General features: G+C 71.6%; 13 protein-coding genes. 9 read left to right on the forward strand and 4 right to left on the reverse strand.

All coding sequences use genetic code 11. The features are described 5' to 3' along the window. From ACTHMS_RS22205 to ACTHMS_RS22235, 7 genes are all read left to right on the forward strand, one after another. A partial coding sequence (locus ACTHMS_RS22205) for a VOC family protein (protein ID WP_440308839.1) occupies window positions 1-692 on the forward strand: 692 nt, incomplete at its 5' end. Window positions 693-794: 102 nt separating this feature from the next. After that, window positions 795-2,021, forward strand: coding sequence for an acetyl-CoA acetyltransferase (locus tag ACTHMS_RS22210; protein WP_440308840.1), 1,227 nt, complete (start codon window positions 795-797; stop codon window positions 2,019-2,021). Between the two features lie 8 nt (window positions 2,022-2,029). After that, the gene (locus ACTHMS_RS22215) at window positions 2,030-3,541 is read left to right on the forward strand and encodes a carotenoid oxygenase family protein (protein WP_440308851.1); all 1,512 of its coding nucleotides are present in this window, start codon (window positions 2,030-2,032) and stop codon (window positions 3,539-3,541) included. Between the two features lie 73 nt (window positions 3,542-3,614). After that, on the forward strand, window positions 3,615-4,304 hold the full coding sequence (locus ACTHMS_RS22220) for a hypothetical protein (protein WP_440308841.1): 690 nt from the start codon (window positions 3,615-3,617) through the stop codon (window positions 4,302-4,304). A gap of 10 nt (window positions 4,305-4,314) precedes the next feature. Then, the gene (locus ACTHMS_RS22225) at window positions 4,315-6,111 is read left to right on the forward strand and encodes an AMP-binding protein (RefSeq protein ID WP_440308842.1); all 1,797 of its coding nucleotides are present in this window, start codon (window positions 4,315-4,317) and stop codon (window positions 6,109-6,111) included. Continuing rightward, window positions 6,108-6,944, forward strand: coding sequence for a DUF1295 domain-containing protein (locus ACTHMS_RS22230; protein WP_440308843.1), 837 nt, complete (start codon window positions 6,108-6,110; stop codon window positions 6,942-6,944). Before ACTHMS_RS22225 ends, ACTHMS_RS22230 begins: the two co-directional genes overlap by 4 nt. After that, window positions 6,941-7,843 carry an acyl-CoA thioesterase gene (locus ACTHMS_RS22235; protein WP_440308844.1) on the forward strand — a complete coding sequence of 301 codons (903 nt, stop codon included), beginning with the start codon at window positions 6,941-6,943 and terminating at the stop codon, window positions 7,841-7,843. The genes ACTHMS_RS22230 and ACTHMS_RS22235 overlap by 4 nt, the downstream gene beginning before the upstream one ends. Window positions 7,844-7,877: 34 nt before the next feature. Here the strand turns inward: ACTHMS_RS22235 and ACTHMS_RS22240 are convergent, their stop codons facing one another. Next, a complete protein-coding gene (locus tag ACTHMS_RS22240) occupies window positions 7,878-9,050 on the reverse strand; it encodes an acyl-CoA dehydrogenase family protein (RefSeq protein WP_440308845.1) in 1,173 nt (390 codons plus the stop codon). A 118-nt stretch (window positions 9,051-9,168) separates the two neighbouring features. Here ACTHMS_RS22240 and ACTHMS_RS22245 point away from each other — a divergent pair, with 118 nt between their 5' ends. Further along, window positions 9,169-10,131, forward strand: coding sequence for an SDR family NAD(P)-dependent oxidoreductase (locus ACTHMS_RS22245; protein WP_440308846.1), 963 nt, complete (start codon window positions 9,169-9,171; stop codon window positions 10,129-10,131). Window positions 10,132-10,147: 16 nt separating this feature from the next. On the opposite strand, the gene ACTHMS_RS22250 is transcribed toward ACTHMS_RS22245, so the two are convergent. The 3 genes from ACTHMS_RS22250 to ACTHMS_RS22260 all read right to left on the reverse strand — a co-directional run bounded on the left by ACTHMS_RS22250 (window position 10,148) and on the right by ACTHMS_RS22260 (window position 11,980). After that, the gene (locus ACTHMS_RS22250) at window positions 10,148-10,609 is read right to left on the reverse strand and encodes a hypothetical protein (RefSeq protein ID WP_440308847.1); all 462 of its coding nucleotides are present in this window, start codon (window positions 10,607-10,609) and stop codon (window positions 10,148-10,150) included. A gap of 130 nt (window positions 10,610-10,739) precedes the next feature. Then, window positions 10,740-11,396, reverse strand: a complete 657-nt coding sequence (locus tag ACTHMS_RS22255) for a haloacid dehalogenase type II (RefSeq protein ID WP_440308848.1) — start codon at window positions 11,394-11,396, stop codon at window positions 10,740-10,742. Window positions 11,397-11,485: 89 nt separating this feature from the next. After that, window positions 11,486-11,980 carry a MarR family winged helix-turn-helix transcriptional regulator gene (locus ACTHMS_RS22260; protein WP_440308849.1) on the reverse strand — a complete coding sequence of 165 codons (495 nt, stop codon included), beginning with the start codon at window positions 11,978-11,980 and terminating at the stop codon, window positions 11,486-11,488. A gap of 52 nt (window positions 11,981-12,032) precedes the next feature. On the opposite strand from ACTHMS_RS22260, the gene ACTHMS_RS22265 reads away from it, so the two are divergent. After that, the coding region (locus ACTHMS_RS22265) for a chloride channel protein (RefSeq protein WP_440308850.1) at window positions 12,033-13,745 on the forward strand (1,713 nt) is incomplete at its 3' end.

Below are 13,745 nucleotides of genomic sequence, written 5' to 3' on the forward strand. Positions count from 1 at the left end.
CTGCCGTCCGCCAACTGGTCTTCCTCGCCGCCAATCTCGAGACGACGCTGGCGAGGGCGAAGCGCGAGCTCGGCCTGCACGACGGTGTCGACGACGCCGAGGGGATGGCCGCCCTGGGCTTCGTGCACCAGGTGCTCACCATCGACCGGACCTTCCTCGAGTTCACCGCGCCGCTCGGCCCCGACACGATGCCCGCGAAGCTCGTCGCGAAGCGGGGCGACCTCGGCTACATGGTCGTCGTCCAGGTCGAGGACATCGAGGCGACGAAGGCCCGGGCGAGCGACCTCGGCCTGAAGCCGGTCTTCGAGACGCCGTACGAGGGTCACACCATCACCCAGTGGCACCCGCGCGACTTCGGCACGCTCGTCGAGTTCGACCAGATCCGGCCGGCCGACACGTGGCACATGGCGCCCCGCATCTTCGAGCACGGCAGCACCGACGTCGTCGGCGACATCGCGGCGATCGAACTGGCCGTCCCGGATCCGGGCGCCGTCGCCCGGACGTGGGCCACGGTGCTCGACGTCCCCGTCGGCGCCGACGCGGTGCTCGATCTCGGCGGTCGTGCCGTGCGGTTCGTCCCGTCCGCCGAGGGCGCGGGCAGCGGGCTGGTCGCCGTCGAGTTGCCGGCCACCGACCGCGCCGACGCCGGACGCGTCGTGACCCTGTCCGGGGTCGAGTTCCGGCTGGTCTGAGGCGACTGCCGGAGGTGCCGGAACCGGCCCGCAGGCACGCCGCGTCGTTGACCAGTCACTCTGGTTGTTGTAGCGTGCGAGGCACGAGAGATGAGGTTCCGCATGCCTGAGAGCGCTTGGATCGTCGGCGGCTACCAGACCGACTTCGCCCGCAACATCGCTCGCGAGAACGCCGGATTCACCGAGCTGTTCGGCGAGACGGTGCATGCCACGCTGGAGGCGGCGGCCGTGCCCGTCGACGACATCGGCGTGATCCACGTCGGCAACGCCTTCGGTCAGCTGTTCACCGGTCAGGGGCAGCTGGGCGGCATGCCGGCGACGGTCGAACCGGCGCTGTGGGAGCGCCCGGCGGTGCGGCACGAGGCCGCCTGCGCGTCCGGTTCGATGGCGGTGCTCGCGGCGACGGCCGAGATCGAGGCCGGTCGGTACGACGTCGCGCTCGTCATCGGTGCCGAGATCGAACGCAACGTCAAGGGTGATCTCGCCGCGCAGCACCTCGGCGCCGCGGCCCACATCGGTCACGAGGGCGCCGAGGCGACCTACATGTGGCCGTACATGTTCCACCTCCTCGGCGAGGAGTACGACCGCCGCTACGGCCTCGACGACCGCTACGTGCACGCGATCGCCGAGCTCAACATCCGCAACGGGCGCCGGAACCCGAACGCGCAGACCCGCGCGTGGAGCTTCACCGACGCGAGCTTCACCGACGACGACGAGGCCAATCCGCGCATCGAGGGCCGGGTGCGGCGCACGGACTGCGGGCTGGTCACCGACGGCGCCGCGGGCATCGTCCTGGTGAGCGGCCGGTACCTCGCGGCGCACCCGGACGTCGCGGCCCGGCCCCGCGCCGAGATCCTCGGGTGGGGGCACCGCACGGTCGGCCTGTCGCTCGGCCAGAAGCTGGCACGCTCGGCCGACGACCCCTACGTGCTCCCGCACGTCCGCAACGCGATCCGCGACGCCTTCGACCGCGCGCACGTCCACGACGTCTTCGACATCGACGCGATCGAGACCCACGACTGCTTCTCGATGACTGAGTACGCGGCGATCGACCACTTCGGCATCACCGGCCCCGGCGAGAGCTGGAAGGCCGTCGAGGGCGGCGACCTCGAGATCGGCGGCCGCATCCCGGTCAACCCGAGCGGTGGTCTCATCGGTGGCGGCCATCCCGTCGGCGCCACCGGCGTGCGGATGCTGCTCGACTCGTACAAGCAGGTCACCGGCCGGGCCGGTGACTACCAGGTCGAGGGCGCGAAGCGCGTCGCGACCCTCAACATCGGTGGGAGCACCACGACCACCGCGAGCTTCGTCGTGGGAGGCGTGGCATGACCAAGGCGATGGACGTCGAGGTGGTCGGGCGGGCGCTCTCCACGCTGCCGGAGGACGACGACCACCCGTACCGCACGGGCCCGTGGCGACCGCAGACCGTCGAGCGCAAGGTCGACGACTGCCCGGTGATCGGTGAACTCCCGACCGACCTCGACGGCGTCTACCTGCGCAACACCGAGAACCCGGTGCACCCGTCGATGTCGGTCTACCACCCGTTCGACGGCGACGGCATGGTGCACGTGGTCGGCTTCCGCGACGGCAAGGCGTTCTACAACAACCGTTTCGTGCGCACCGACGGGTTCCTCGCCGAGCAGGCGGCCGGGCACGCCCTCTGGGCGGGACTCGCCGAGGACCCCGCCAAGTCGCCGACGCAGACCGGCTGGGGCGCACGCGGCCGGATGAAGGACGCCTCGAGCACGGACATCGTCGTGCACAACGGCGTCGCGCTGTCGAGCTTCTACCAGTGCGGCGATCTCTACCGGCTCGACCCGCGCACCGCCGACACGCTCGGCAAGGCCGGCTGGAACGGACGGTTCCCGAGCGACGTCGGTGTCTCGGCCCACCCGAAGGTCGACGAGCACACCGGTGAGCTGCTGTTCTTCAACTACGCGACCACCGCGCCGTTCATGCACTACGGCGTCGTCGACACGCAGGACGAGCTCGTCCACTACGTCGACATCCCGCTGCCCGGCCCGCGCCTGCCGCACGACATGGCGTTCACCGAGCACTACGCGATCCTCAACGACCTGCCGCTGTTCTGGGAGCCTGCGGCGCTCGCCGCCGGCAAGTACGCCGCTCGCTTCCATCCCGAGATGCCGTCGCGGTTCGCGGTGATCCCGCGCCGCGGGCAGACCAGCGACATCATGTGGTTCGAGGCCGACCCGACCTACGTGCTGCACTGGGTGAACGCCTACGAGGACGGCGACGAGATCGTCCTGGACGGCTTCTTCCAGGACAACCCGGAACCGCCGATCGGCGGCGGCACCCTGTACCAGCGCATGTTCCGCTTCCTCGACAACGACCTCATGGGCCCGAGGCTGCACCGCTGGCGGCTCAACCTCCGGACGGGCCAGGCGACCGAGCAGCGGATGACCGACACGGTCAGCGAGTTCGGCATGATCAACGGCACGCACGGTGGCCGCCGGCATCGCTACACCTACGCGGCGACCGCCCTGCCCGGCTGGTTCCTGTTCAACGGCCTCGTGAAGCACGACCTCGACACCGGCGCCGAGGAGCGCTTCGACCTCGAGGAGGGCGTCTTCGCCAGCGAGACGGCGATGGCCCCCCGCCTCGGCTCGACGTCCGAGGACGACGGCTACCTGGTCACGATCGTGTCCGACATGAACCGCGACCTGTCCGAGTGCCTCGTGTTCGACGCGAAGAATCTCGCCGACGGGCCGATCGCCCGCGTCCAGCTCCCGGAACGGGTCAGCAGCGGCACCCACTCGACGTGGGCGCCGGGCAGCGCGATCCCCGGATGGGGCACCGCCGACCACGCGGCGTCCGCCATCGGCGTCTGACCGGCTGTCTCGACACCGAGCATCCGGACCGAGCATCCGGACCGAGCCACGAGACCGAGCGACGAGGAGCGGCATGAGCGACTGGGCCTACCTGCGGCAGGTGGTCGTGGCGACGACCAGCCACGACGCCGACCTGCGGACCGTGCGGGCGGCGTTGGGGCTCGGCGCGGGCTTCGACGATCCCGAGCTGAAGAAGATGAACCTCGCGGACGCGACGATGCCGGTGTCGGCGACGCGGTATCTCGAGTTCGTCGCGCCGATCGTGGACGAGGGGCCGGTCGCGTCCTGGCTGGCCAAGACCGGGCCGCGCGGCGGCTACACGCTCTCGGTGCAGCACCCCGACCCGGACGCCGTCCGGGCGCGGTGTCACGAGGCCGGCGTGCGCGTACCGATCGACGAGCTCGCCTTCGGCCGTCAGGTGCTGCAGCTGCACCCGAAGGACGTCGGCCTCGTGCTCGAGATCGACGGCATCCCGGAGCGCGACGTCTGGTTCTGGGACGACATCGACCCGGGACCCGAGCCGAACGCCCGTGTCGACGAGATCGTCGGCGTCGAGATCGCGGTGGCCGATCCCGAGGCGATGGCGGCCCTCTGGGTGCGCATCCTCGGCATCCCCGAGCCGACGCACCCGACCGTCCTCGACCTCGGCGCGACCGTCCGGTTCGTCCCCGGTGGCCCGTCCCCGGACTGGACGATCCTCCTGCGCAGCAGGGGCGACGCCGTCGATCCGGCGCTGCCCGGCATCACCTTCCGCTTCGTCTAGAGGGGCCGCCGTGTCGAGCATCGTCGTCCCGAAGTTCCGCGCGGTCGAGCTGTTCCCGCCGGTCGGCCTCGAGGTCGACCCGCCGCGCCCCGACGGGACCGTCCTGCTGCGGTGCACCACGCCGCCGGGTTCGGCTCCGCGGACGCTGGCCGCGGGCCTGCTCGAGCGGTCCCGGTCGCACGGCGACCGCACCCTCATCGCCGCCCGCGACGAGACCGGCACGTGGCAGCACACCACCTACGCGTCGGCCTACGACCAGGCCACGCGCATCGCCGGCTGGTTGCACGGTCGCGGGCGCGCGGACGAACGGATCATGATCGTCACGGGCAACTCCGTGGCGCACGCGCTGCTCACCTTCGGCGCCGCCGTCGCCGGTGTGCCGGTCTGCCCGGTGAGCGCGCAGTACGCCGTCGGCGCACCTGAGCGCCTCGCCCACGCGGTCGGGCTGGTGCGTCCGACGATCGTCTTCGCCGAGGAGGTCGAGCCGCTGCGGGCGGTGCTGGACGCGGTGCTGCCCGCGGGCACGACGGTGCTCAGCCGCAGCGGCGGCACGGTCGACTGGGCGGACGTCGTCGCGCACGCCCCGCTCGCGGAGGCCGAGGCACACATCGCCGCGCTCGACGCGCACGCACCGACCCGGTTCATGTTCACGTCCGGCTCGACCGGCCTGCCCAAGGCGGTCGTGCACACCAACCACATGTGGATGCGGCTGTTCGCCGGCGCCAACGCGTTGCTGTCGCAGGTGTCCGGCTGGGGCGAGCGCACCCTGGACTGGATGCCGTGGAGCCATGTCGCCGGGCTGTCGGTGCTGCTCGGGTCCGTCCTCAACGGCGGTTCGTTCTACCTGGACGAGGGACGCCCGCTGCCGGGGATGTTCGACGCCACGCTGCGCAACCTCGCCGAGGTGCAGCCGCTGTTCTTCGCCAACGTGCCCGCCGCGTTCGCCATGCTGTGCGACGCCCTCGAGGCCGACGACGAGTTGTGCGCGCGGTTCTTCGAGCACCTGCAGCTCTGCCTGTACGGCGGCGCCGGTCTCGCCCAGCCGGTCTACGACCGTTTCCAGGCGCTGGCCGAGCGCAGCGTCGGCGAGCGGATCATGTTCACCACCGGCTACGGCTGCACCGAGTCGACGGCCGGCGTCATGTCGATCACCTGGCCCACGACGCAGGTCGGTGTCGGCCTGCCGTGTCCCGGGCTCGAGGTGAAGCTGGTGCCGCTCGGCGACGACCGCTACGAGGCCCGCTTCCGCGCCGAGTTCACCACACCCGGCTACCTCGACAACCCCGAGGCGACGGCCCGCGCCTTCGACGACGAGGGCTTCTACCGCACCGGCGACGCGCTGCGCTGGCTCGATCCGGCGACGCCCGAGCGCGGGCTCGTCTTCGCCGGCCGCCTGGTCGAGGAGTTCAAGCTGAGCACCGGCACGTTCGTCCAGGGCGGGGCGGTGCACGACGCCGTGCTCGCGGCGACGTCCCCCGTCGTGGCCGAACTGGTGCTCTGCGGCGAGGGGGAGGCCGAGCTCGGCGCCCTGTTCTGGCTCAACCCGGCCGGCTGCGCTGCCGTCCTCGGCGAGGGCTACGGCGAGGCCGACGCGTCCGACTGGATCGCGACGCGGCTCGCGTCGGTGGGACGGGGGTCGGCCGACCGCATCGCCCGCTTCTCGCTGCTCGTCACACCACCGGACGTGGCCGCGGGAGAGCGCTCGGACAAGGGCTCGATCAACCAGGAACTCGCCCGCCGCAACCGTGCCGCGGACGTCGAGGCGTTGTACGCCGACGGCCCCGGCGTCCGGATCGTCCGACCGTGAGCGGCGTCGACTGGGGGCACTTCGGTGTCAACCTGGCCGTGACCGCGGGCGCGACCGTCGTGACGATCGGGCTCGTCATGGCCGTCTCGATGGCGCGCAGGAACCACTCGTTCATCGACATCTACTGGGGCCCCGGGTTCGCCGTCATCGCGCTCGTGTCCTACCTCGCGTCGATGGACGCCGGCGGCTCGGGCGCCCGTCGTGCCGTGGTGCTGGTGCTGACCGCGGTCTGGGCACTGCGCCTCGGTGCGTACCTCGCGTCACGCAACCTGGGTGCGGGCCAGGACAAGCGCTACACGGCGTTCCTCAAGTACCAGACCGGCAACCGCTACGTCTGGCTCATCCGGCACATCTACGGCCTGCAGGGCCTCTACATGTGGTTCATCTCGATCCCGGTGCAGCTGGCGATGTACGAGCCGCGCGGCATCGGCGTGCTCGAGGTCGTGGCGATCGTGGTGTGGGCCGTCGGGTTCGCGTTCGAGGCGGTCGGCGACTGGCAGCTCTCGCGGTTCAAGTCCGACCCCGCCAATGCCGGCCGGATCATGGACCGGGGGCTGTGGGCCTGGACGCGCCACCCGAACTACTTCGGTGACGCGACGGTGTGGTTCGCGCTGTGGCTGTGCTCGCTGGGGCACTGGGCCGGGCTGGCGACCGTGCTCTCGCCGGTGCTGATGTGGTACTGCCTCGTCGCCGTCGGCGGCAAGAAGCTGACCGAGAAGGGGATGCGCCGCAGCCGCGGGCAGGCCTTCGACGACTACGTCGCCCGGACGAGCGGCTTCTTCCCGCGTCCGCCGAAACGGGTGCCGACGGCGGTGCCGCAGGAGTCGCGATGACGGCGGCCGCCGCGACGGAGACCCGGGGTCCGCTCGCGCGGCTGTTCGACGTCGAGCGGGTCGACGACCTCGTCTGGCAGGGACGCTCGGACGTGATGACCCTGCCGCACGTGTTCGGCGGGCAGCTCGTCGGCCAGTCGCTCATGGCGGCCGCGCGCAGCATCGAGTCGCCGCACGCGCAGGTCCACTCGATCCACACCATCTTCCTGCGGCCGGGCGTGTGCCCCGACCCCGTGCGGTACGAGGTCGAGGACACCTACACCGGCAACTCGCGCGTCTCGCGCCAGGTCACGGGGCTGCAGGACGGCCGCGTGGTCTGCCGGTCGTTCGTGTCGGCCAGTGCCGAGGGCGACGGCATCGCGCACTCGCGTCCGGCGCCGGCAGCAGGGCCGGTCCATGCGGCCCGGCCGCTGGAGCTGGTGGCCGCGGCCGACGGCGGGCTCGGGCCGTGGTGGGCGGACTTCGACGCGGTCGAGGTGCGCGTGGCACCGCTCGACGAGCAGGGATCCGCGCCGCACTCTGCCATCGCGCCGCGCAACTTCTGGATGCGAGCGGTCGAGCGGCTGCCCGACGACCCGGCGATGCACCGCGCGGCCGTGGCCTTCGCCAGCGATCTGATGCTGATGGGCGTCGCGGTCGCCGCGCACGGCGTGCCGACCGGGTTCGAACGCACGCTGGCGAAGGAGTGGTGGGGCATCTCGCTCGATCACACCATCTGGTTCCACGACGCCGTCGCCGGCGACGAGTGGGTCGTCTACGAGCACACGACGCCGATGGCGCACGCCTCGCGCGCCCTCATCCAGGCCGCGGCGTTCGACGAGGCCGGGCGACCGGTCTGCCACGTGGCGCAGGAGGCCCTGGTCCGTCGGCATCGGACGCCAGGCACCGGCGAGCGCTGACGACGGGGCGGGCGCCGACGGTGGCAGCGCCAGGTCAACCGCCCAGCTCGCCCAGCTTCGCGTGGCCCTTCAGCAGGTTCCGCGCGATCGACCGGCGCTGGATCTCGTCGGTGCCCTCGAAGATGCGCAACAGCCGCAGTTCGCGGTACCAGCGTTCGATCGGCAGCTCCTTCGTGTAGCCCATGCCGCCGTGGATCTGCAGCACGCGGTCGACGACGTGGTTGGCCATGACGGCGCCGCTGAGCTTCGCGATCGAGGACGCGTGCCGGTTGTCGCGGCCCTGCTCGAGCTGCCACGCCGCGAACAGCGTCAGCCACTTCGCCGACTCGATCTCGACGTGCGAATCGGCGAGCTGCCACTGGATCGCCTGGTACTCGGCGATCGGATGCCCCATCGAGACGCGGTTCTTGGCGTGCTCGATCGCCATGCCCAGCAGGCGTTCGGCCGCACCGATGGCGTGCGACGGGATGACGATCCGACCGAGGCCGATCCACTGCATCGCGAGCGCGAAGCCCTGGCCGGGTTCGCCGAGGATGTTGCGGTGCGGCACGCGGACGTCCTGGAACACCAGGGACGCCGGGCCCCACTCGCCCATGGTCGGGATGGGGTCGGACTTCCAGCCCATGTCGCGGTCGACGAGGAAGCAGGTGATGCCACCGTTCGCGCCGAGCTCGGGGTCGGTGACGGCGAAGACCATCACGAAGTCGGCCTCGTTGCCGCCGGTGATGAACGTCTTCTCGCCGTTGATGATCCAGTCGTCGCCGTCGCGGACGGCGCGGGTGCGGATGTTGCGGGCGTCCGAGCCCGCGCCGGGCTCCGTGATCGCGAAGCAGCTCAGGCGCTCGCCCTCGATGGTCGGCAGGAGGTACTCCTGCTGCTGCTCGGGTGTGCCGGAGAACAGGATGTTGTCGGCGGCCCCGCCGAACGAGAACGGGACGAACGAGCGCCCGGTCTCCATGGTGACGATCGAGGTCATGATCGGGCCGAGCGCGATGCCGCCGTACTCCTCGGGGGTGTTGATCCCCCAGAAGCCGGCCTGCCGCGCCTTGAACTGCAGCTCGCGCAACTGCCCGGGCTCGAGCGCGGGACGGCCCGCGCGTTCGTTGCGTAGCACCTGCGGCTCGAGCGGCATCACCTCGCGCCGGATGAAGCTGCGGATCGTCTCGCGGATCTGGGTCTGTTCGGCGGAGAGGGAGAAGTCGAGCATGCGGGCGCTCCGGTGACTGAGACGAGGGCTGCTGCAGCGGAGACTACTCGAGTGACTCTGACTGTTGTAGTGTCACCGCCGTCGCATCCACTACTGGTGAACGGATCGGGGACTGACGATGGTCGACATCGAGACGATCGAGGCACGGGCCGACGCACGCGTGCGCACCAGCTTCAGCAGGCTCGGCTTCGAGATGCGCGAGGTCGCGTGGGACAACCGTGAACTCGCTGCGGTCGCCGGCCGCACCGTGCTCATCACGGGGTCGACCGACGGCATCGGCCGGGCCGCCGCCGAGCGGCTGGCCCTGCTCGGTGCCCGGGTCGTGCTCATCGCACGCAGTCAGGACAAGCTGCAGCGGGTGGCCGCGGAGATCGGCGCGACGACGGGTGCGACGGTCGAGACCGTCGTCTGCGACCTGACGTCGCTCGCCTCCGTCCGCGCGGCGGCCGCCGACATCCTGACGCGGTTCCTGGCGATCCACGTGCTCATCAACAACGCCGGTGGGATGTTCCACGAGCGCACCGAGACCGTCGACGGCTTCGAGACCTCGTGGGCGACGAACATCCTCGGTCCGTTCGCGCTGACCGAACTGCTGATGGACAGGCTCATCGCCTCTGCTCCCTCGCGCGTCATCGAGGTCTCGAGCGGCGGCATGCTCAGCGAGAAAATCGACGTCGACGACTCGCAGACGCGCGACCGGCCCTACGAGGGGTCACCGGTCTACTCGCGCACCAAGCGCGCGCAGGTGATCGTCACCGAGGAACGCGCGAAGGAGCAGGCGGGCACCGGCGTCGTCTTCCACTCGATGCACCCCGGGTGGGCGATCACCCCCGGCGTCCGCGCCACGATGGCGGACTTCCTGGCGAAGTACGGCGACATCCTGCGCACGCCGATGCAGGGTGCCGACACGATGGTCTGGCTCGCCGCCGCCGCGGAACCCGCCCGCTCGAACGGGCTGTTCTGGCTCGATCGCCGCCCGCGGGCCACCTACCGCGACGAGGCCACCAAGGAGACGCCGGAGGAGCGCGCCCGGCTCATGCCGCTGCTGCGGTCGCAGGCAGCGGCCGCAGCCGTCGGCTGACCGCGGCGCCGCCCCGTCAGTACACCTTCGTCGGCGGGAGCCCGTTGATCGAGACGGAGATCGACGTGACGCGTGCGCTGCCGCTGTTCATCCACATGGTGAAGTCGCCCTGCCTCGTGGACAGCGCGTCCATGAACTCGCTGTACGAGCTGCAGGCGGTGACCGAGCGTTCCGGTCTGGTGCCGCTGTTCTGCGCGCCGACACCCTCGTAGCCGCCCAGCACGAAGACGAACGCCTCGCCGGGGTCGAGCAGGTTGCGGGCGAACTGCACCGTGACGCAGAAGGACTCGAAGGTCGCGTAGCCGCTCAGATCGACGTGGACGGGCAGCGAGTTGTTCGTCGACGGAGCGCTGCACGACGAGGGGTCGTGGGGAGGGCACCGCAGCAGGGTGCTGCCGCCTGTCGCGGCGGCCGACGGCACGCCGAGCAGCCCGACGATCACGGTGAGCAGGCCGACGACGAGCGCACGGACGCGCATGATCCCCCCTCGCCGGCGCTGACGGACTCGGTCGCCGGATGTCCTTGCGGCTGCCACCAGGGTGACGGCATCCGGGAAGAGGGTAATTGTCCGGCTGTGAGAATTTCGTCAAGGATGCGCGGTCGTGCGCTCATCGCGAGAGGTCCGCGATCCGCCGGACGGTGACCTCCGGGGGAGGGAAGGACCGCGGCCAGGGCGTGCCGCGCCGGTCGAGCCATGCGGTGCGCAGGCCGGCAGCGGCCGCGCCGGCGAGGTCCCAGGGGTGCACCGCCACGAGCGTCACGTCACGCGGCGAGGCGTCCAGCTCCTCGACGGCGTACCGGTACGAGTCGGCATGCGGTTTCCAGACCCCGGCGTCCTCGACGCTGAGGATGCGTTCGAACGACGCGCGCAGGTCGGCGCGGCCGAGCAGGCTCTCGGCCACCGACGCCGCACCGTTCGAGAGGGTGGCGAGCCGATGGCCTGCGGCAGCCAGGGCGCGGACACCCGGCGCCACGTCGTCGTGCAACGGCAGGTGGCGGAACTCCGACAGCACCTCCTGCACGAACGGCTCGACCTCGCGCACCTCGCCGGCGACCAGGCCGCACAGGACGTCGGCCGCCACGTCGGCGAACGGCCGCGCGCGGCCGATCTGCGTGAGCGCGAAGCCGTCGCGCAACGTGCCGGCGAACCAGGCGGGAAGTGTGCCGGGCGCGAGCCCGGCCCGCGCGAAGACCGGCTGCAGCGCCGACAGGTCGGACAGCGTCTCGTTGACGTCGAAGACGACGATCGTGCTGCTGGTGGTCATGACGAGGCCTCCGCTCCCGTGGTCGCTCGCTGCCGGGTCATGCCCGTCGCCTGCCCCGTCGCCGCCGGTCGCGCCACATCGTCGTCGCCTCACCAGCCGAGGGCGCTCGTGGTGTCCGCCGCAGGTTCGCCGGCTGCCTCGGCGAAGGCGCCGAGCGCCTCGACGAGCAGCGCGCGGGTCTGCGCGGGCATGCGGTCGACGATGCGGGCGATCGCACGGCGTCGCCTCGTCGTCACCTCCCGGACGAGCCGGGCGCCTCGGGGGGTCAGATGCAGCTCCACCTCGCGCCGGTTGTCGGGCTTCGCTCTGCGGCTCACCAGGTCGGCGGCCTCGAGTCGGTCGAGCATGCGCACGACCGTGGACGGGTTGATCGACAACTCGTCCGCCAGCCAGCGTTGACTGATCGGCCCGCGGGAGTCGAGCACCACGAGCGTGCGGAACTGCGTCACCGTGACCGTGTCGTGCACCGCTGCGAGTGATTCGGCGGACACCGCGACGAGTGCGCGCGAGGCGGTCAGGACGGCGGTGACGAGGTCGTCGACCTCGCCGGCCGCCGCGCGTCCCGACTGTGGGGTGCTCGACACCGGACCTCCTGAACGGTGAGTGCTGCAACCGTTGCATACTACAATGGTGAGCATGGCAGAGGCAGCGACGGTCGAGGACCATGGAGCGCGCCCCGTGGCGACCGGGATGCCGTCAGAGCGTGGGGTGCGGCGCCTCGTCGATGCGCTGCAGCGCAGCGAGACAGGTCTGCTCGTGCTCGCGCTGGCCGTCGGCGCCGGCGCCGGCGGCGGCGCGATCGTCTTCCGCTGGCTGATCCGGACGTTCACCCTCGCCCTCTCGGGCCACGCCGACTACACAGCAGGTGGCGGGCTCGCGAACCCGCACGTGCCCGGCCTCGGTCGCTGGTTCGTGCTGCTCGCGCCGGTGGTCGCCGGACTGCTCTACGGCCCGCTCGTGCAGGCGTTCGCGCGCGAGGCACGCGGCCACGGCGTGCCCGAGGTGATGTTCGCCGTGGCGCGGCGCGGCGGGCGGATCGCGCCGCAGGTCGCCGCGGTGAAGGCGCTGGCCTCGGCGCTGTGCATCGGCGGTGGCGGGTCGGTGGGCCGCGAGGGCCCGATCGTGCAGATCGGCTCGGCGCTCGGCTCGACCCTCGGCCGCGTCGTCCAGGCACCCGAGGAACGGATGCGGGTGCTCGTGGCCTGCGGTGCCGCCGGTGGCATCGCCGCGACGTTCAACGCGCCGCTGGCCGGCGTGTTCTTCGCGATGGAGCTCATCCTGCGCGACTTCGCCGCCAGGTCGTTCGGCATGGTCGTGCTCGCGTCGGTGACCTCGAGCGTCATCGGACGCGCGGCCTTCGGCAACCGGCCGTTCCTGCACCTGCCGGCCTTCACGGTCGCCCATCCGGTCGAGTACCTGTTCTTCGCCGCGCTGGGCCTCGTCGCCGGCGGTGTCGGCGTGCTGTTCACGCGCGTGCTCTACGCGATCGAGGACGCGTGCGACTGGGCGTGGCGGGGGCCCGAGTGGGCCCGCCCGGCCGTCGGGGGCGTGCTGCTCGGCGTCGTGCTGCTGGTGCTGCCGGAGATGTACGGCGTCGGGTACCCGGTGCTCGGTCGTGGCGTCGCCGGGCACTACGGCCTCTGGTTCCTGCTCGCCCTGTTGGTGGGCAAGATGGTCGCCACGAGCCTGACCATCGGCATCGGCGGCTCGGGCGGTGTGTTCGCCCCGAGCCTGTTCATCGGAGCGATGCTCGGTGGCTTCACCGGCGAGGTGCTGCACCACGCGAGCCCCGGCCTGTCCGGCCCGGTCGGCGCGTACGGGTTGATCGGCATGGGCGCCGTCTTCGCCGGGGCGGCCCGCGCGCCGATCACCGCGGTGATCATCATCTTCGAGCTCACCGGCGAGTACAGCGTCATCCTCCCGCTGATGGCCGCCATCGTGCTCGCCACCGGCGTCAGCCACCTGCTGTCGTCGGACACCATCTACACCCTCAAGCTACGCCGCCGCGGCGTGGACCTCGACGCGCACCCCACTGCGGACGTGCTGGCCGGGGTGCACACCCGCGCCGTCATGGAACCACTGGGGGAGACGCTGCGTCCGGACACCGAGCTGCTCGCCGCCGTCGGCCGGCTCGCCCGCGCCGCGCTCGGGCAGCTGCCGGTCGTCGACGGCGACACCTACCTCGGCGTCGTCACCGCGCGCGGTGTCGCCGAGACGCTCGCCGACGGCGACCACGACACGGCCACGCTCGCGTCGATCATCGAGCACCCGACCACGATCGGCGCCGACGAACCGCTCACGACCGCCCTCGACGCGCTCGAGAGCGCCGGCACGCCAGTGCCCGTGGTC

It is taken from the genome of Jatrophihabitans sp., assembly GCF_051960575.1.
In the GTDB taxonomy this organism is placed as follows: Bacteria; Actinomycetota; Actinomycetes; order Mycobacteriales; family Jatrophihabitantaceae; genus JBQCEE01.